Raw genomic sequence first — 18479 nt, forward strand, 5'->3', positions numbered from 1 at the left:
ATCATATTATTTTCCCTATTGCCATGCCATGCCCACGAGGCGAGAGGACCTCATGCCAACCAAGACAGAACGGGACGTCGAAAAGGGTTATTCCAAAGCCGAGTTCGTCGCGAAACTCAGGCGCCTGGCAGATACCATCGAAAAAGGCGGGCGCTTCGATATCCAGATAGCCGGTGAACGAATATACGTGCCAGCACGAGCCGAATTCACCATCGAACACGAGCGTTCGGATGACGAAGAGGAGATCGAGTTTCAGATCAAATGGAGGAGGGAATAATTTCTTGGCGCGCCCGGCAGGATTCGAACCTGCGACCTTTGGCTTCGGAGGCCAACACTCTATCCAACTGAGCTACGGGCGCTTATGCAAGATGACGCTGGAAGCCTTGCTGGCTCCCGTCTAGTGGCAGCACATGGCCACCGAGAAACGGCCAACATCGTAACCGTCAGCGCCCGCGCTGTCCAGCCTGGCAGCCTTCCCGCGAGACTCAGCGGCCAGGGTAGAAGATACGGTACGTCTGCGGCACCTCACCGACCGTCTCGGCGTCACGTGCCGCCTGCGCCAGGTAGCGCTCGAGCGCTTCGGCCCGGCGGGCCGTATCGGCTTCGAGCACATGGCGCACCTCGGCCCGGGCACGCGCCACTTCGCCGGTCAGTTCGGCTTCCATGGCGTCACGAAAGCGATGCTCTTCGGCCTTGAGCAAGGCGTATTCCGTGCCGACGAAGCCGGCCAGGGCCACTGCCGTGGCGGTGGCACCGGCCAGCAGTGCTGCGGGGCCGGTCGGGGAAGTGGCCACCGTGGCCGTCGCTCCGCTACCCAGCGAGCGCGTCGCATGACCGCCCAAGCGCGCCACGACCCGGCCGGCCACGGCTCTCGACCCCTGCATCGCCGCGCCCGCCATCAGCCGCTGGGCAAGCGCCCGGCTGACAGTCAAACCAAGAGCGCCCCCCGCAGCAGCCGTTCCCCAGCGCATCTCTTCCCGGCGGTCATGGAACGCATGCTGCAGAGCCAGATCGAGATCGATCTCGTGTATCTCCCGTGATGGGGTAACGTTCGCCTGCCGCTCGCCGTAGCGAGCATGGAGGGTCAGGGCGATGCCCTGCCCCAATCGCTGCTGGGCCTGCTCGAGACGCGTGGCGTAATCGGCTTCGAGCTCTTTCAGCGCGGCCTCGAAACCGCTGCGCTCGGCCAATCGCTCGGCCAGTTGCACCTCCAGCCATTCATCCACCCCACCCGTCAGCGTCATCGCCAGGCGCAGGTAGCTGCCTCGCGGCGAGAAGTGCCAATCGAGGTATTCCGGCACCGCGGCCTCGAGCGGAGCGAAGGCGGCGTCCAGGTGCGCATCGAGCCAGAGCTGCATCTCTTGGCGCAGCCTCAGGTCCAGGCCAGCGGCAAGCTCGCCCAGTTCCCGCCCCAGAGCGGCGTGGGTCTCGGCGTCAAGAGTCAGGGTCTCACCGTCGACCACGACCCGGAAGAGCGGTGCCTCACTGCGTGCCTGCAGCAGGTAGTAGGCCAGGACAAGGCCCAGCAGCAAAAGCGCTGCCAGCAGCGGACCCAGGATCCAGGCCACTACCGGCAGGCGCCTCAAGGTGTCGGTGCGTATCGTCATGTGGACTCCTCCCGCCCGCTCTCAGGCCGCTGCGTCAGCCGGCCACACAGGGCGTCGACGCCCACCAACAGCCTGACGAATGCCCAGGCGAAGGCGCTCTGCGACAGCAACAGAACCAGCCAGCCGATCAGCACCATCCAGTCATCGATCCCGGCGCGGGTGACGGCATTCTGCATGGCCCAGTACTGGGTCAGCTCCACGGCCTGGGCCAGGCGCTCGAAGAAGCCGAGCAACGTGCCACCCGAGGCGGTGGAGACATGCCGCAACAGGGCCTCTTCCCAGGCTAGCCCGACCAGATAGGGCTGTGGCAACCACAGCGCCAAAAACATCAGCAACAGTGCCAGCAGGCCACCGACGGGCCAGACCAGCAGGCGTCGGGTCAATGACGGGATGTAGGCGGCGACCACGTGCCGGGCCATGCGCCGGCGCAGGATGGCCTGAAGCCATCCCAGCGTCAGCGTCGCCAGCAGCAGTGCCAGCCAGGCGACCGGCGAGAGCAGGCGGAGCTGCACCAGCAGCAGTAGCGCCAGCAGCAGGCCCAGCAGTTGATGGCTCAAGATCATGAATAGCCCGCCCCGCAACCGACGGTGCCAGGGCGACGACGCATGCAGGTACTGACCCAGCCAGGCACCGCGCCGCAGTCGCGCGGCCTCGAAGCTGCCGGCGAAGATCAACTGACCGGCGAACGCCCAGGCCGGCAGCAACAGTACGCTGGCCAGCCCCGGTCCCAGCCGGGACCACGCCAGCAGCCCGACGACCGCCAGCGCGATGTGACCATGGCGATACAAGATGCCGCGCCAGGCGGCGTAACGCCGCTCGCTCATGGCCCCCTCATGCGCCTGGTGGGTGAACGCCACGGCCGTGACTACCGCCCGCGGTAATCACGTCTCCTGGATCATCTCGCCGACCTTCCCCAGGATGTGCCGGCCGATGGGCAGCGCCGAGGTGGCGGCCGGCGACGGCGCGTTGCAGACGTTGACCGTGCGCCGGGTATTGACGAACAGAAAGTCGTCGATCAGCCGGCCATCGCGGGAGACGGCCTGGGCGCGCACGCCGGCGGGCCACGGCTCGAGGTCGTCCAGCGTCAGGCTGGGGCAGTATTTGCGCACCTCTTCCAGATAGCCGCGACGCCACAGCGAATTCTTCATCTCGTGCAGGCCGGGTCGCAAATTGCGCCCCAGCACCTTGAGGATGCCGGGGTTGCTGAACATGCGCGCCATGTCGAGCAGTGAAGCGTCGCCCTTGCGATACCCCTCGCGCTTGAACGCCAGCACCGCATTGGGCCCCACGGTCACCGAACCGTCGATCATGCGCGTCAGATGCACCCCAAGGAACGGCATGGAAGGGTCGGGGATGGGATAGATGAGGTGCTTGACGATATCGCTGAGCCGGTCGGGCAGGCGGTAGTATTCGCCGCGGAAGGGGCAGATGGAGAAGCCGGGGTTTCGCCCCAGCAGGCGCACGACGCGGTCGGCCATCAGTCCCGAGCAGGTCACCAGGTAGCGGCTGTTGAACTCACCCTGGGAGGTATCGACGAGGACCTCCCCGGTACGCTCGGCGATCCCGGTGACCTCGTGGTCGTAGCGGATCTGGCCACCATGACGCTGGAACTCCTCGGCCATCGCCTCGGCCACCCGGGCATAGCTGACGATACCGCTGGAGGGGACGAAGATGGCACCGAGCCCGGTGATGTGGGGCTCGCGCTCTATCAGCTCCCCGGCAGAAAGCCACTCCCGCTCCAGTCCGTTGGCAGCGGTGCGCTCCCATAGCGCTTCCATGCGCTGCATCTCCTGCGGGTTGGTTGCCACCAATAGCTTGCCGCAGGCCTCGTAGGGAATGGCATGGCGGTCACAGAACTCCTTGGTAGCGCGATTACCCTCCAGGCAGAAGCGTGCCTTGAGGCTGCCGGGCGTATAGTAGACACCGGCATGAATCACGCCGCTGTTGTGGCCGCTCTGGTGCTGCGCGGGGCCGCTCTCCTTCTCAAGCAGCAGCATTTTCTTGTCGGGATAGCGCTCGATGAGTTGCATCGCGGTGGAAAGGCCGAGAATGCCGCCACCCAGAATGATGAAATCGTACACGCAGGCCTCGCGTCGCCAGTGGAACACACCGAAGTCAGCTACCACGATACTCGTCGGTCGCTGCGCTGGCCAGCCGGCCAGGGCCGCTGCGTTGACTCATGCCAAAGGCGTGGGCTGCGGCGTTTTCCAGCGCTTTGCTATATCGGTATACTAGCGCCCATTGTGTGTATCATGGCGCTCCGGCTGTCGCGTGCCGTCGTCGCCAACAGATTACGATTACAGGACCGTCGAGAGGTGGTGAGAGTGAAATCCAGCAAGCTGATCATGGGGTGTCTGGCCACCCTGGGCCTGGTCGCGGGCGCCGCGTCCGTTCAGGCCGAAGTGGACCGCGATGCCATTGCCGAGCGCCTGAAGCCGGTGGGTGAACTCTGCCTGCAGGGCGATGAGTGTGGCACGGCAGCAACCGCTGCGAGCGATTCGGGTAGCGGTGGCGAAGGCGCCGATGGCGAGGGCATCTACGGCCAGGTGTGCAGCGCATGCCATGACAGCGGCGCCGCCGGTGCGCCGGTACGCGGCGAGGAGGACGCCTGGGCCGACCGCGTCGACAAGGGCTGGGACACGCTGCTGGATCACGCCATCAACGGTTTCAACGCCATGCCGGCCCGCGGCGGCAACCCCAACCTCTCCGACGAGGAAGTCGCCGCCGCTACTGCGCACCTGGTGGATCCTGTGATGGACGTGCCGGAGCTGGGCGGTGATGAAGAAGCCGCATCCGACGAAGCCGCATCCGAGGACGAGGCTGCCGCCGATGGAGAGGCCGTGACCGAAGAAGGCGCCGTCGAAGAGGATGCCGAAGCCGCCGCGGTGGCGACCGAAGACGGAGCCGCGGATGAAGAGGCCGTCGAGGAAGCGTCTGCCGACGAAGAGGCCGCTGGCGACGAGCCGGCCCACGCCGGCATCGACGGCGAGGCGATCTACAACCAGGCCTGCATGGCATGCCACATGACCGGTGCCGCCGGTGCGCCGCGCCGCGGCGAAGCCGGCGAGTGGGAAGGGCGCATCGATCAGGATATCGAGACACTGTACGACCACGCCATCAACGGTGTCGGCGCCATGCCGCCCAAGGGTGGCAACATGGGTCTCTCGGACGACGAGGTGCGTGCCGCCGTGGACTTCCTGGTCGAGCCCGTCAAGTAACCCGTACGCGGGTCTGTAACCAAAGACGGGGCGCCTTTTGGCGCCCCGTCGGCGTTCATGTCTCATCCACCCGACACTCCGTCGGGATTTAACCCAGCAACGAGCGCAGCCCGGCGATGGCATCCTGCCCCCGCGCCTGCTTCTTCTCCGGATCCTCCTTGTCGGCGCGGCCTTCCCACTCCAGATCGTCCGGCGGCAGCTCGTCGAGGAAACGGCTCGGCGTGCAATCCATCAACTCGCCGAAGGCCTTGCGCTGGCGCGCCAGGGTCAGGGTCAGGGTCTGGCGCGCGCGGGTGATGCCGACATAGGCCAGGCGCCGCTCCTCCTCCACCGTGCCGGCCTCGATGGCGTTGCGGTGGGGCAGCAGCTCCTCCTCGAGGCCCATCAGGTAGACATGCGGGAACTCCAGCCCCTTGGAGGCATGCATGGTCAGCAGCTGCACCTTGTCGGTATCGTCCTCCTCGGCCTGCTGTTCCAGGATGTCGCGCAGCACCAGCCGCGAGATGGCCGCCTCCACATCGCCGGTCTCGGCGGCGTCTTCCGCTTCGATCTCCGCAGCTCTTTCCTCAGGATCATGTCTCATCGACTTCTCGAGCTGGTCGATCAGCGTCCAGACGTTGGCCATGCGCCGCTCGGCGATGGTGGGTGCGCTGGCGTTCTGGTAGAGCCACGCCTCGTAGTCCATCTCGTGCAGCATGCCGCGTATCGCGGCCAGCGAATTCCCCTCGTCCATGCGGCGGCGCACACCGTCGATGAAGTGGGTGAAGCGCCCCAGGCGCTCCACCGCCCGCGCCGGCAGCTGCTGCTCCAGGCCCAGCTCGTGGCAGGCGTCGAACAGCGAGGCGCCCCGCTCGGTGGCATAGTTGGCCAGCTTCTCCAGGGTGCCGGGGCCGATCTCGCGGCGCGGCACGTTGACGATGCGCAGGAAGGCGTTGTCGTCTGCCGGATTGATCAGCAGGCGCAGGTAGGCCATGGCGTCCTTGATCTCGTTACGCGAGAAGAAGGAGGTGCCGCCGGAGAGCTTGTAGGGGATCTGGTAGTGCTGGAGTTTCAACTCGAGCAGCCGGGCCTGGAAATTGCCACGGTAGAGCACGGCGAAGTCGCGCCACTCCGCGCGCTCCTTGATGCGCCGGGTGAGGATCTCGCTGGCCACCCGTTCGGCCTCGGCCTCCTCGTGGCGGTTGACCACCACACGGATCGGCGCGCCCCGCCCCATCTCCGACCACAGCGTTTTTTCATAGACGTGGGGATTGTTGGCGATCAGGGTATTGGCGGCGCGCAGGATGGTGCCGGTGGAGCGGTAGTTCTGCTCCAGCTTGATCACGTTGAGGCGCGGAAAGTCCTCGCCCAGGGTCACCAGGTTCTCGGGCCGCGCCCCACGCCAGGCGTAGATCGACTGGTCGTCGTCACCCACCACGGTGAACGTCTTGCGCTCCTCCATCAGCAGCTTGACCAGCAGGTACTGGGAAACGTTGGTGTCCTGGTACTCGTCGACCAGCATGTAGTGGATCTTGCGTCGCCAGCGCGCCAGCACTTCGGGATTGTCCTTGAGCAGCACCACCGGCAGCAGGATCAGGTCGTCGAAGTCCACCGCGTTGTAGGCCTTGAGGTGGCGCACGTAGGCCTCGTAGACCCGTGCGGCGTACTGCTCGTCCTCGTCCACGGCGTGGGACAGCGCCTGGCCCGGCAGCACCAGGTCGTTCTTCCATTCAGAGATCTGGTGCTGCACGGCGTTGATCTGCTCGGCGTCGACCTGGGCGTCCTTGTTCATCAGGTCGCGCAGCAGCGCCTTGGCGTCCTCGGGGTCGAACAGCGAGAAGCCCGGCTTGTAGCCCAGCGCCTTGAGTTCGCCGCGAATGATGTTGAGCCCCAGGGTGTGGAAGGTCGAGACGGTCAGCCCGTGCCCCTCCTTGCCCTTGAGCATCTGCCCCACGCGCTCCTTCATCTCGCGAGCGGCCTTGTTGGTGAAGGTGACGGCGGCGATACGGCGTGCGCTCATGCCGCACACCTGGACCAGGTAGGCGATCTTGGTGGTGATCACACTGGTCTTGCCCGAACCGGCGCCGGCCAGCACCAGGCAGGGGCCGTCGATATAGCGCACGGCTTCCTGCTGGCGCGGATTGAGCTTGGCGAGGCGTTGCTGAATGCTCATGGAATCACTCGGGCTGCGCCGCGCCGGCGAAGCCTAGCTGGCGCCAGGCCTCGAACACCAGGATGGCACAGGCGTTGGAGAGGTTGAGACTTCGGCTGTCCGCCAGCATGGGAATGCGCAGGCACTGCTCTGGCGGCAAGGCATCCAGCATGGCCTGAGGTAGGCCGCGAGTCTCGGGGCCGAACAGCAGGGCATCGCCGGGGCGATAGCTCGGCTCATGGTAGCCCGTTCGGCCTCGGGTCGATACGGCGAATACCCGCGAGGGTGTGACCGCATCGACGAAAGCCGGCCAACCGCGATGTACGCTGACGGCAGCCCACTCGTGATAGTCGAGCCCGGCGCGGCGCAGGCGTTTGTCGTCGAGCACGAAGCCCAGCGGCTCGATCAGGTGCAGGCGAAAGCCGCTGTTGGCACACAGGCGGATCAGGTTGCCGGTATTGGGCGGGATCTCGGGTTCGAAGAGTACGACATCGAGCATGGCGGCCTGCCTGGAAGCGCTGGCGGGCCCGCCAGGGCCCGCCGGTACAGCGAGGACGATCAGAAGCTCAGACGAACCCCGACCTGGGCGCCACGATCCAGGGTGCGGTTGCCGTGGCGGTTGTCGAAGTCGGCCGCCGCTTGACGCAGGCCGACGTAGCCGTCGACGTTGGGGGTAAAGGCATAGCGCGCGCGCACGCCTACCTCGTAGCCGTCGTCCAGATCACCGCTGGTCACCACGCCGGGGGTGTAGAAACCGTAGCCCCCCAGCGAGACGGCGGGTGCCTGCGGCAGGTAGACATAGCCGTAGCCGCCCAAGCCCAGGCCGCCGCCATCACCGTAGTCGGTGTCGAACTGGGTCCAGCGTGCGCCAATGCCCACATCGCGATCGCGGTTGCGCTGAACGCCCAGCAACTGGGCATGGTAGAGGGTGGCGTCCTCGCGATACTCGCTGTTGATCACGCCACCACCCAGGGCAACGCCCTGGGTGATCTCGCCGGCGGCTTCGAACTGCATGGCATCGGCGCCGAGGTTGAGATCCAGGCTGCCGGCGGCGTGGGCGCCGCTGGCGGCAAATACGATACCCGAAACCAGGGCGGCCCTGGCGAACTGTCCGAGCGGATTCATCGATGTCTCCTTGCTCACTGCGCGCATTACGTGACTGAACATCAATCGGCTGCGACGCCATAGCGCGCGCGATAGTCGCGAATGGCGGCCGCATGTCCTCGAAGCTCTTGGTTGGCTTGCTGCTCGAGGTAGGCCAGCACCATGTCCAGCGTGACGATGCTGATGACGGGCATGCCGTAGCGCGATTCGACCTCCTGAATGGCGCTCTGGCTTTTGATCTCACCCCCTTCCTGGCCGCGCTCCTGGCGATCCAGTGCGATCACCACACCTGCCGCCTCGGCGCCGGCGGCGTCGATCAGCGCCATCACCTCGCGAATGGCGGTACCCGCGGTGATCACGTCATCGATGATCAGGATGCGCCCGGCCAGCTCGGCACCGACGATGTTGCCGCCCTCGCCGTGGTCCTTCGCCTCCTTGCGATTGAAGGCAAACGGCAGGTCGCGGCCGTGATGTTCGGCCAGCGCCACCGCTGTCGTTGCCGCCAGCGGGATGCCCTTGTAGGCAGGGCCGAACAGCACGTCGCACGCCACACCGCTGGCTTCGATGGCATTGGCGTAGAAGCGCCCCAGCCGCGCCAGGGCGCCGCCGCTGCGAAACAGGCCGGCATTGAAGAAGTAGGGGCTGACACGACCCGACTTGAGGGTGAACTCGCCGAACTTCAGCACGCCTTGCTCGATGGCGAACTCGATGAACTCACGCTGATAGGCATGCATGCTGGCCGACACGGCGCTCCCCCTGCTATTCATAGGCTCCATGGAAGGAAATTGCGTGTAATACCACGAATATCCATGCGGGCCATTTACCCAAACGTCGAAACGTCGGGTATCATACACGCGCGACGTCAAAGGGACCATGTATGAAAATTGCCACCATCAATGTCAACGGAATCCGCGAGGCCGTCGGACGAGGTTTCCTCGACTGGCTGGCCGAGCAGGACGCCGATGTCGTCTGTGTCCAGAACCTCAAGGCCAAGAGCTTCGAGCTGGATGACAGCATTCTGTACCCGGAAGGCTACGAAGGCTACTTCCTCGATGCCGAGGAGGACGGCTTCTCCGGCGTGGGTATTTACTGCCGCAAGATCCCCAAGGCGATCATGTACGGTCTCGGCTTTCCGCAGTGCGATCACGAGGCGCGCTTCCTGCAGGCCGACTACGACCGCTTCAGCATCGCCAGCTTCCTGATGCCCGACGGCAGCGACTACGCCGCCAAGCAGGCCTTCATGGGCCAGTACCAGGAATACCTGAACAAGATGGCGCGCAAGCGGCGCGAGTACATCATCTGCGGCACCTGGCACATCGCCCACAAGACCGTCGATCTGGAGAACTGGGCCGACAACCAGACCACGCCGGGCTTCAAGCCCGAAGAGCGTGCCTGGATGGACCAGGTGTTCGGCCCCACCGGCTTCATCGACACCTTCCGCGAGATCAACCGCGACGCCGGCGAGTACACCTGGTGGCCCAAGCTCGACCAGGAAGTGCCGCGCTCACGCCAGGAAGGCTGGCGTATCGATTACCAGATCGTCGGGCCCAACCTGCGCCGCCACGTGGTCGACGCCTGGATCGACTACGACGCCACCTTCAGCGAGTTCGCCCCGCTGTTCGTCGAGTACGACCTGACGCTGTAAGCACACCCTTACGTCGCGGCCGGGCTTTGCCCGGAACGCACTGCGCCGGCCTAGTGCCGGCGCAATGCTTTAGGAATACTACGAGTGTTCAGCGACGAATGCCCAGCGCCTCGCGCTGGTGCTCGAAGAGCTGGGCGCCGGCATTTTCGGCCAGTTCCAGCATGGCGTTGAGCTGTTCCCGCGAGAACACACCCGCCTCGGCGGTGCCCTGCACCTCGATCAGTCCGCCCGATTCGGCCATGACCACGTTCATGTCGGTGTCGGCGCCGCTGTCCTCGGGGTAGTCGAGGTCGACCACCGCCATGCCCTTGTAGAGCCCCACCGAGACCGAGCTGACCAGCTGCACGAAGGGGTCGCCCTTGATCATCTTCTTGCGCTGCAGGTAACGGATGGCATCCACCAGAGCCACGCAGCCGCCGGTGATAGAGGCGGTGCGGGTGCCGCCGTCGGCCTGAATCACGTCGCAATCCACGGTAATGGTGAATTCGCCCAGCTTCTTGAGGTTGATCGAAGCGCGCAGCGAACGGCCGATAAGACGCTGGATCTCAAGCGTGCGCCCGCCCTGCTTGCCGCGGGCCGCCTCGCGGCCGCCGCGGGTGTGGGTGGCGCGCGGCAGCATGCCGTACTCGGCGGTGACCCAGCCCTGGCCCTTGCCACGCAGCCAGCGCGGCACGCCGGCCTCGACGCTGGCGTTGCACAGCACCTTGGTATCGCCGAACTCCACCAGCACCGAGCCTTCGGCATGACGGGTGTAATCGCGGGTCAGGCGAATCTCGCGGGACTGGTCGGGGCGACGCCCGCTGGGGCGCTTGAGTTCGGAAGCCATGGTACCTCTCGGATGCAGAAACGAACTGAATGACGCCCCGACACGACAAGCCGAGCCGGCCATGCGCGTCCCTGGCGTCGAATGGCTGGCCATTCTACACGGTTGGGCCAAGGAATCGGTTAAACTCCTTGTCCCGCCTGTCGTCGGACAGTGCCGGCCGCGGCGCCGCCAACCGAACGAGGAGTCACCATGGTTGATCACAGCAAGGTTCACAGCATGACCGCCTTTGCCCGCCAGAGCCGTGAAGGCGATTGGGGTAGTCTGCAATTGGAGCTGCGCTCGGTGAACCAGCGCTACCTGGAACCCTTCTTCCGGCTACCCGAGGCCCTGCGCGACCTCGAACCGGCCTTTCGCGAGGCGCTGCGTACGCGCCTCGCGCGGGGCAAGGTCGAGTGCCACCTGCGCTTCGAACCTACCGACATCAGCGAAACCCTGGCCGTCAACCACAGCCGGCTGGTCGCCCTGGCCGAGGCGCTGGGCGAGATCCGCGAAATGCTACCCCAGGTCGCCATGCCCGACGCGCTCTCGCTGCTGGACCATCCCGGCGTGCTCGAGGCCCAGGGCGTCGACCTGGACGAAGTGAAGGCGGAGGCCACGGCGCTGTTCGAGGCCGCCCTCGACGAGCTGATCGAGGCCCGCGCCCGCGAGGGCGACAAGCTCGCGGCGCTGATCCGCGAGCGACTGGCCGGCGTGCGCGAACAGGTCGTCGAGGTGCGCCGCCTGATGCCCCAGATCCTCGAGCGCCAGCGCGCCCTGCTGCTGGAGCGGCTCGAGGCGGTCAAGACCGAGCTCGACCCCCAGCGGCTGGAGGCCGAGCTGGTGCTGCTGGCACAGAAAGCCGACGTCGACGAGGAACTCGACCGCCTCGAGACCCATGTCGGCGAGGTGGCACGCCAGCTCGACCAGAGGGGCCCCAAGGGGCGCCGCCTCGACTTCCTGATGCAGGAACTCAACCGCGAGGCCAACACCCTCTCCTCCAAGTCGGCGGTGGCCAGCACCACGCGCTGCGCAGTGGAACTCAAGGTGCTGATCGAGCAGATGAGGGAACAGATCCAGAATATCGAGTGATACCCGGACCTTTCCGGCCGCGAACCAAGGCGCACCAGAATGCGGCCAACGACGCCTTGCCTGATCGGTTACCCCTGGTCGCTGCCTTGCTCGCCAGGACCAGGGGACCCGGACAGCGGCCCCTGCCGGTGCGTGGCATCGTGTTCCCCTACTGACGGCGGGGAAGGCTGGCTTACCTGCTAGACTGAATCTGCGCTTGGTGAAAGGCCGACTTCGCGGCCAAGCTGCGTCGCCTGGCTGATGACAACGAGTCACCTATGACAACCGCCACCTGGTTTATCTTAATAGGTTCGCTGCTGCTGGTAGTGGGCTTGACTTTCTCCTATCTCAAGAGCGTTCCCGCCACCTCTGCCATTGTATATCTTCTGATCGGATTCGTTGTGGGGCCCATGGGCTTCAACTTGTTTCATTTCAATCCGTTGGAAGAGTCGGCTCTGTTGGAGCTTCTGACCGAAATCGCCGTACTCATTTCCTTGTACTGCGCTGGCGTGAAAATGCCGGCGCCGGTGACCCTGAAGCGATGGCGAACTCCCCTGCAACTGGCGGTGGTCTCGATGGTGCTGACCGTCGGGCTTGTGACGCTGTTCGGCTACTACTGGCTCGCTCTCCCCCTCGGGGCAGCCGTGTTGCTGGGTGCCGTGGTGGCCCCGACCGACCCTGTACTGGCCACCGAGGTGCAGGTGCGTCACGCCGACGATACTGACCAACTCCGCTTTTCCTTGACCTGCGAGGCAGGAATGAACGACGGCAGCGCCTTCCCGTTCGTGATGCTCGGCCTGGGCTTGCTGGGCCTGCACGACCTTGGCGACGCCGGCTGGCGGTGGCTGGTAGTGGATGTACTGTGGGCAAGCGGTGCCGGTATCGGCATCGGTATCTTGGCGGGCGTTGGCGTCGGTTGGCTGGTAAACGCGATGCGCACCCGATTTGCGGACACGGCCTTTCTGGAAAGTTTTCTTGGCCTGGGATTGATCGCGTTCGCCTACGGAATCAGCTTGCTGGTGGATGCCTGGGGCTTCCTGGCCGTCTTTAGTGCAGCCGTGGCTCTGCGCCATACCGAATTGAAATTGGCCGGCCTCCAGCAAGGCTATTCGGCTCCGGTCGAGACACCCCTGGAGGGTGGGCCACGAGCGATAGCACACGTGCACGTTAGCGAAAGCTCTCTAGTATTCAACGAGCACCTCGAACGGCTGGCAGAAATCGTGCTGGTCTTACTGCTCGGCGGCTCACTCTTCTGGGATTCGTGGAGTTGGCGAGCCGTGGGCTTCGCGGCATTTGTGTTTTTTATCGCCCGCCCCGTCAGTGTGCATCTCGGCGTACTGGGAAGCAGGGCGCCTAAGCGAATGCGCAACCTCATGGGCTGGTTTGGTGTTCGTGGTATTGGCTCGCTGTACTATCTTATGTACGCCATCCAGCATGGGCTGCCAGAGGAAATCGCGCTGGAGTTGATACACCTGATCCTCGTAGTGATTGCCCTGTCGATTCTGGTTCACGGGGTCAGCGTAAAGCCTACCATTGCGCGTTATTGGCGTTCGCGGAATCCTAGGGAATAGCCCGAAAAACCAGCCTTGCAGTAGATAGCCCTGCGGCTGCGCCTCAGCAAAATGCCGTCAATCCTTTCTATCGCTACTTTCTTGCCTGACTTTGACAGCGCCGCGCAACCCAGCCAAATGGGAGTACGCTGGGGAGCAAAGCCACATCCGCCTGCTGGCTTTCTAGCAAGCGGTTGATTGGATTATGGGAATTTCTCATGCACTATTTTCAGATTCAGGGTATCGAGTAGCGTATCAATGAAGGCGAACCGGGCCGAGCCCTCAAGCAATCGCCTTCCCGCCGTGGTGCGGTGGGCGGGGCGCGTGGCGCTGGCCGCCTGTCTCAGCGTACCCGTGGCGGGCTGGGGGCAGGCGGCTTCTCCCGCCCCAAGCCCGGCCGACGGCGAAACAATCGTCGTCGGTGGCGATCACTATCACCCCCCTTACGAGTTCCTCGACGAGGACGGCGAGCCGGCCGGCTACAACGTCGAGCTGACCCAGGCCATCGCCGAAGTGATGGGCATCGAGGTGCGCATCGAGCTGAAGCCGTGGAGCGAGGTGCGCCGCGGGCTGGAGCAGGGCGAGATCGACATTCTGCAGGGCATGTCCTATTCCGAGGCGCGTACCGCACGCTTCGATTTCGCGCCGCCCCACGCCATCGTCCATCAGTCGATCTTCGCCCGCCGCGGCGACCCGGTGGTGGAGGTCGAGGAGCTGCGCGGCAAAGAGGTAATCGTCCAGCGCGGCGACATCATGCACGACTACCTGATCGAGCATGACATCGGTGCGGTGGTGATCCCCGTGGATACCCACGCCGATGCGCTGCGGGCCCTGGCCGCCGGCCAGCACGACTACGCCCTGGTCGCCAACCTGCCGGCGCTCTACCTCAGCCGCGAACTGGGGCTGACCAACCTGGTGCCGGTGGCGCGTCCTTTTTCGCTGCGCTACGGCTATGCGGTGCGCCAGGGCGATGCCAACCTGCTGGCCAAGTTCAGCGAGGGGCTGGCCATCCTCAAGAACACCGGCCGCCACCAGGCGATCTACGACAAGTGGCTGGGCCCTCTGGAGGGCCGCGAAGGCATTCCCTGGCAGAAGATCGGCCAGGTGGGCGCGGCGCTTTCCGCGCTGCTGTTGCTGATTTTGGGCGCCATCGTGATCTGGAACCGCATGCTCAAGCGCGAGGTGGCGGCACGCACCGCGGAGCTGCGCCAGCATCAGCAGCAACTGATCCAGGCCGACAAGATGGCCTCGCTCGGTGTCCTCGTCTCGGGCGTGGCCCACGAGATCAACAACCCCAGCAGCCTGCTGCTGCTGAACCTGCCGGTGCTGCGCGATGCCTGGGCCGACGCCGAGCCGATCCTCGAGGCGCACTACCGCACCCACGGTGACTTCACGTTCGGCGGGTTGCCCTATTCGCGCATGCGCGAGGAGATCCCCGGCATGATCGATGACATGCAGGAGGGCACCCGGCGCATCAAGCGCATCGTCGGCGACCTCAAGGACTTCGCCCGCCAGGGCGGCGACGAACTGGGCGAGAGCTTCGATCTCAATGCCGTGGTAGCCACCGCCGTGCGCCTGGTCGACAACTCGATCCGCCAGGCGACCAGCCGCTTCGAGACGCACTACGCCGAGAATCTTCCGCCGATTTCGGGCAACGCCCAGCGTATCGAGCAGGTGGTGATCAACCTGGTACTCAATGCCTGCCAGGCCCTCGAACAGCCCGCCCAGGGCATCCGCCTGACCACACGTCACGATCGCGCCGCGGGCAAGGTCGTGCTGGAGGTACGTGACGAGGGCCGGGGTATCGCGCCCGAGGCCATGCACCGGCTGACGGACCCCTTCTTCACTACCCGGCGCGAGTGTGGTGGCACCGGCCTGGGCCTCTCCGTTTCCGCCGGCATCGTCGGCGAACACCAGGGCAGCCTGACCTTCGACTCACACCCCGGCCAGGGCACCCGCGCGACCTTGTCGCTGCCGGTCGCGAAAGCCGCGACACCCACCGCGGCCGTTCCGAGCGGTGCCACCGGCCGACAGCAAGAGCCCGACACGCCATGACGCAGACCCTCTATCCGGCCTTCGGCGTCCTGCTCGTCGACGACGAGCCTTCGTTCCTGCGCAGCCTGAGCATTACCCTAGAGCGCAGCGGGGGGATCAACCATATCCACCGTTGCCAGGACAGCCGCGAAGTCATGGAAATCCTGGGGCGAGAGGAAATCGGCCTGGTGACGCTCGACCTGACCATGCCCCATGTCTCGGGCGAGCAGCTGCTGGCACGCATCGTCGAGGAGTACCCCGACATCGGCGTCATCGTGGTAAGCGGGTTGAATCAGGTGGAGACCGCCGTCAACTGCATCAAGCTCGGCGCCTTCGATTACTTCGTCAAGACCGACGAGGAAAGCCGGCTGGTGGAGGGCATCCGCCGCGCCATCCGGCTTCAGGAGTTGCGCCAGGAGAACCAGGCGTTGCGCCGCCGAGTACTCGACGACACCCTGGAACGGCCCGAGGCCTTCGCCCATATCGTCACCGCCGACAAGGGTATGCGCGCGGTCTTCCAGTACCTGGAGTCGGTGTCGCTGACCCAGCAGCCGATCCTGATCTCCGGCGAGAGCGGCGTGGGCAAGGAGCTGATCGCACGGGCGGCCCATACCCTGAGCGGCCGCCAGGGCCCGCTGGTATGCGTCAATGTGGCGGGTCTGGACGACAACGTCTTCGCCGATACGCTGTTCGGTCATCAGCGCGGCGCCTTCACCGGCGCAGAGCAGCCACGGGCCGGCATGATCGAGCAGGCGGCGGGCGGCACCCTGCTGCTCGACGAGATCGGCGACCTCAGTCTGGCGTCGCAGGTGAAGCTGCTGCGCCTGCTCCAGGAGGGAGAGTACTATCCGCTGGGCAGCGATCGGCCCAAGCGCCTCCAGGCCCGCGTGATGGTGGCGACGCACCACGACCTGGCCGAAAAGCAGCGGATGGGAAGCTTTCGCAAGGACCTCTACTACCGCTTGCGCACGCATCAGGTCCACATCCCCCCGCTGCGCCAGCGCAAGCAGGACATTGCGCTGCTGCTGGACCACTTCCTCGCCGAGGCGGCCGAGGAGCTCGGCAAGAGCAAGCCGAGCTATCCCCCGGAGTTGGCGTTGCTGCTGGGCAACTATGCCTTCCCCGGCAACGTGCGCGAACTGCGTGCCATGGCGTTCGATGCCATGAGCCAACATCGCAGCCGCACGCTCTCCATGGACGCTTTCAAGCGCGCCATCGACCAGGCATCCGGAGGCGGCCTCCCCTCGCCCCAGCGTCAGCGAGCCGTCTTCGCCCCCGACGAGCCGCTACCCACGCTGGACGAAGTCGCCGACCTGCTGGTGGAAGAGGCGCTGCAACGCGCCGAGGGCAACCAGTCCATGGCCTCGCGCTGGCTGGGTATCTCGCAGCCGGCCCTGAGCAAGCGGCTGAAGAAACGCCGCAGTGAAGGGCCATAACCTGGGTTATAGCGATAACCCAGGTTATAGGCGAGGCAACCTGTTGAAATTAAGTGATTTTCTATTTTCCTGTTGTATCGAGACATGCCAGTGGTTATACCGCTTGATTTTTTACTCGCCCGGCAAGACTCGACTTAACTTAATAAAAACAACAAGTTGAACTAATTCTTATACTGGCATGGACCTTGCGTTGATAACCCGGCCTGCTTTACGGCGGGCCATGTCGACAAACGCAAGCAAGAGGTTCGCTCCCATGCCAAGAACAATGACTCCCGCTGCCGCTACACGGCCTGCAACGCCCACCCCGCTCACCATCGCCCGGGGGAAAGCATGATGCTGGATCTGATCAACGATTTTCTCTGGAGCAAGGTGCTCATCGCCCTGCTGATCGCAGTCGGCATCGGCTTCACCGTGAGATCCCGCTTCGTCCAGTTCCGCTATTTCGCCCGCATGTTCCGCATTCTCGGCGCCAGCCAGGCGTTCAAGCGCGACAAGCACGGCCACCTGAGTTCCTTCCAGGCCCTGCTGCTCTCGGTGGCGGGGCGCGTCGGTGGCGGCAACATCGCCGGTGTCGCGGTGGCGATCACCCTGGGCGGCCCCGGTGCGATATTCTGGATGTGGGTAGTCGGCCTGATGGGCATGGCCACCAGCTTCCTCGAGTGCACCCTCGCCCAGGCCTACAAGACGGCCCAGCCTGACGGAACCTATCGTGGCGGCCCGGCCTACTACATCGCCCACGGCCTCGGCCGCCGCTGGAAGTGGCTTGCCGGCGTCTACTCGGTTCTGCTGCTGGTCACCTTCGGCTTCGGCTTCACGGCGCTGCAGTCCTATGCCGTGGCTACCTCCTTCGATGACGCCTTCGGCGTCCCGGTTCTCTACACCGGCCTGGGCATGGCCGTGATCGTCGGCCTGATCATCTTCGGCGGCATCAAGCGTATCGCCCGCGTCACCGAAGTGCTGGTACCGGTAATGGCCATCGGCTACCTGCTGATCGCCATCGTGGTGCTGGGCATGAACCTGCCGCGCATTCCCGAGGTCATCATGCTGATCGTCAATAGTGCCTTCGGTCTCGAGCAAGCCGTGGGCGGCGGCATCGGCGCCGCCATCATGATGGGCGTCAAGCGCGGGCTGTTCTCCAACGAGGCAGGACTCGGCAGCGCACCCAACGTCGCCGCGGTCGCCTATGTGCCGCACCCCGTGAACCAGGGCATCGTCCAGGCCTTCTCGGTCTTCATCGATACCCTGATCCTGTGCTCCTGCACGGCCTTCATCATCCTGCTCAGCGGCGCCTACGACCCTGCCGGCGGTGCCGAGATCGAGGGCGTGGCACTGACCCAGGTCTCGTTGGCCGACCATGTGGGCGAATGGGGGCGCAGCTTCGTCAGCGTCGCGCTGCTGCTGTTCGGCTTCAGCACCATCCTCTACAACTACTACCTGGGCGAGAACAGCCTCAACTTCTTCAGCGAGAGCAACCTCACGCTGTTCAATGTCTTTCGCGTCGCCGTCATCGTCCTGTGCGGCTGGGGGGCGATGACCGACCTGGGCACGGTGTTCGCCTTCGCCGACGTGACCATGGGCTTCCTGGCCCTGGCCAACCTGATCGCCCTGCTCATGCTGTTCAAGCCGGGCCTGCGCATCCTGCGCGACTTCGACGACCAGATCCATGCCGGCATTCGCCATCCCGTGTTCGATGCCGAGAAGTTCGCCGACCTGGATGTCGATCCCGCCGCCTGGGAGATCGAGCCCGAGGACCTCGAGCGGCTCAAGCGCTACGGAGAGGCGGCGTCGCCCAGCCAGCCGGCGAAATAGCCACATGCAGCACTTTCTGTCGCAGCACTCCGCCGGCCTCGATGCATCGAGGCCGGCTCAGGCCATGCGAGC

Annotated in this window: 16 protein-coding genes and 1 tRNA gene; 8 read left to right on the forward strand and 9 right to left on the reverse strand. The window is 65.0% G+C overall.

The genetic code is table 11. From position 1 onward, the window contains the following. Positions 1-52: 52 nt before the first annotated feature. On the forward strand, positions 53-277 hold the full coding sequence (locus ACRWQA_RS21655) for an amphi-Trp domain-containing protein (protein ID WP_263581773.1): 225 nt from the start codon (positions 53-55) through the stop codon (positions 275-277). A 5-nt stretch (positions 278-282) separates the two neighbouring features. On the opposite strand, the gene ACRWQA_RS21660 is transcribed toward ACRWQA_RS21655, so the two are convergent. The 4 genes from ACRWQA_RS21660 to lhgO all read right to left on the reverse strand — a co-directional run bounded on the left by ACRWQA_RS21660 (position 283) and on the right by lhgO (position 3688). Then, positions 283-359: transfer RNA gene (locus tag ACRWQA_RS21660), tRNA-Arg, on the reverse strand. Between the two features lie 126 nt (positions 360-485). Beyond that, complete coding sequence (locus ACRWQA_RS21665) at positions 486-1607, reverse strand: hypothetical protein (protein WP_263581774.1); 1122 nt, start codon at positions 1605-1607, stop codon at positions 486-488. After that, positions 1604-2431, reverse strand: coding sequence for a hypothetical protein (locus ACRWQA_RS21670; protein ID WP_434229005.1), 828 nt, complete (start codon positions 2429-2431; stop codon positions 1604-1606). The genes ACRWQA_RS21665 and ACRWQA_RS21670 overlap by 4 nt, the downstream gene beginning before the upstream one ends. 57 nt (positions 2432-2488) lie before the next feature. Further along, the gene (gene lhgO / locus ACRWQA_RS21675) at positions 2489-3688 is read right to left on the reverse strand and encodes an L-2-hydroxyglutarate oxidase (RefSeq protein ID WP_434229026.1); all 1200 of its coding nucleotides are present in this window, start codon (positions 3686-3688) and stop codon (positions 2489-2491) included. Between the two features lie 243 nt (positions 3689-3931). Between lhgO and ACRWQA_RS21680 the strand changes: the two genes are divergently transcribed. Beyond that, a complete protein-coding gene (locus ACRWQA_RS21680) occupies positions 3932-4825 on the forward strand; it encodes a c-type cytochrome (protein WP_434229003.1) in 894 nt (297 codons plus the stop codon). A gap of 88 nt (positions 4826-4913) precedes the next feature. Here ACRWQA_RS21680 and rep read toward each other — a convergent pair whose 3' ends face one another. The 4 genes from rep to pyrE are packed head-to-tail and all read right to left on the reverse strand — an operon-like array spanning position 4914 to position 8794. Continuing rightward, positions 4914-6977: a DNA helicase Rep gene (rep, locus tag ACRWQA_RS21685; RefSeq protein WP_434229001.1), complete on the reverse strand. Its 2064-nt coding sequence runs from the start codon at positions 6975-6977 to the stop codon at positions 4914-4916. A 4-nt stretch (positions 6978-6981) separates the two neighbouring features. Next, entirely contained in the window at positions 6982-7455 is a 474-nt protein-coding gene (gene trmL, locus ACRWQA_RS21690; protein ID WP_263581778.1) for a tRNA (uridine(34)/cytosine(34)/5-carboxymethylaminomethyluridine(34)-2'-O)-methyltransferase TrmL, read from the reverse strand. 59 nt (positions 7456-7514) lie between these two features. Further along, positions 7515-8081 carry a YfaZ family protein gene (locus ACRWQA_RS21695; RefSeq protein ID WP_263581779.1) on the reverse strand — a complete coding sequence of 189 codons (567 nt, stop codon included), beginning with the start codon at positions 8079-8081 and terminating at the stop codon, positions 7515-7517. Between the two features lie 41 nt (positions 8082-8122). Beyond that, entirely contained in the window at positions 8123-8794 is a 672-nt protein-coding gene (pyrE, locus tag ACRWQA_RS21700) for an orotate phosphoribosyltransferase (protein WP_263584036.1), read from the reverse strand. A gap of 143 nt (positions 8795-8937) precedes the next feature. Between pyrE and ACRWQA_RS21705 the strand changes: the two genes are divergently transcribed. Further along, positions 8938-9705 carry an exodeoxyribonuclease III gene (locus ACRWQA_RS21705; RefSeq protein ID WP_263581780.1) on the forward strand — a complete coding sequence of 256 codons (768 nt, stop codon included), beginning with the start codon at positions 8938-8940 and terminating at the stop codon, positions 9703-9705. 88 nt (positions 9706-9793) lie between these two features. Here the strand turns inward: ACRWQA_RS21705 and rph are convergent, their stop codons facing one another. Continuing rightward, positions 9794-10531: a ribonuclease PH gene (gene rph / locus ACRWQA_RS21710; RefSeq protein WP_263581781.1), complete on the reverse strand. Its 738-nt coding sequence runs from the start codon at positions 10529-10531 to the stop codon at positions 9794-9796. 189 nt (positions 10532-10720) lie between these two features. On the opposite strand from rph, the gene ACRWQA_RS21715 reads away from it, so the two are divergent. The 5 genes from ACRWQA_RS21715 (at position 10721) to ACRWQA_RS21735 (ending at position 18407) form a co-directional block, all read left to right on the forward strand. Then, entirely contained in the window at positions 10721-11599 is an 879-nt protein-coding gene (locus tag ACRWQA_RS21715; RefSeq protein ID WP_263581782.1) for a YicC/YloC family endoribonuclease, read from the forward strand. A 257-nt stretch (positions 11600-11856) separates the two neighbouring features. Continuing rightward, positions 11857-13149, forward strand: coding sequence for a cation:proton antiporter (locus ACRWQA_RS21720; RefSeq protein WP_434228999.1), 1293 nt, complete (start codon positions 11857-11859; stop codon positions 13147-13149). A gap of 237 nt (positions 13150-13386) precedes the next feature. After that, positions 13387-15183: a transporter substrate-binding domain-containing protein gene (locus ACRWQA_RS21725; RefSeq protein WP_263581784.1), complete on the forward strand. Its 1797-nt coding sequence runs from the start codon at positions 13387-13389 to the stop codon at positions 15181-15183. Then, the gene (locus tag ACRWQA_RS21730) at positions 15180-16598 is read left to right on the forward strand and encodes a sigma-54-dependent transcriptional regulator (RefSeq protein WP_263581785.1); all 1419 of its coding nucleotides are present in this window, start codon (positions 15180-15182) and stop codon (positions 16596-16598) included. Before ACRWQA_RS21725 ends, ACRWQA_RS21730 begins: the two co-directional genes overlap by 4 nt. A gap of 333 nt (positions 16599-16931) precedes the next feature. Beyond that, positions 16932-18407 (forward strand): alanine/glycine:cation symporter family protein, encoded by a 1476-nt coding sequence (locus tag ACRWQA_RS21735; protein ID WP_434228997.1) that lies wholly within the window; start codon positions 16932-16934, stop codon positions 18405-18407. The last annotated feature ends 72 nt before the right edge of the window (positions 18408-18479 follow it).

This window comes from Billgrantia sp. C5P2 (assembly GCF_051062895.2).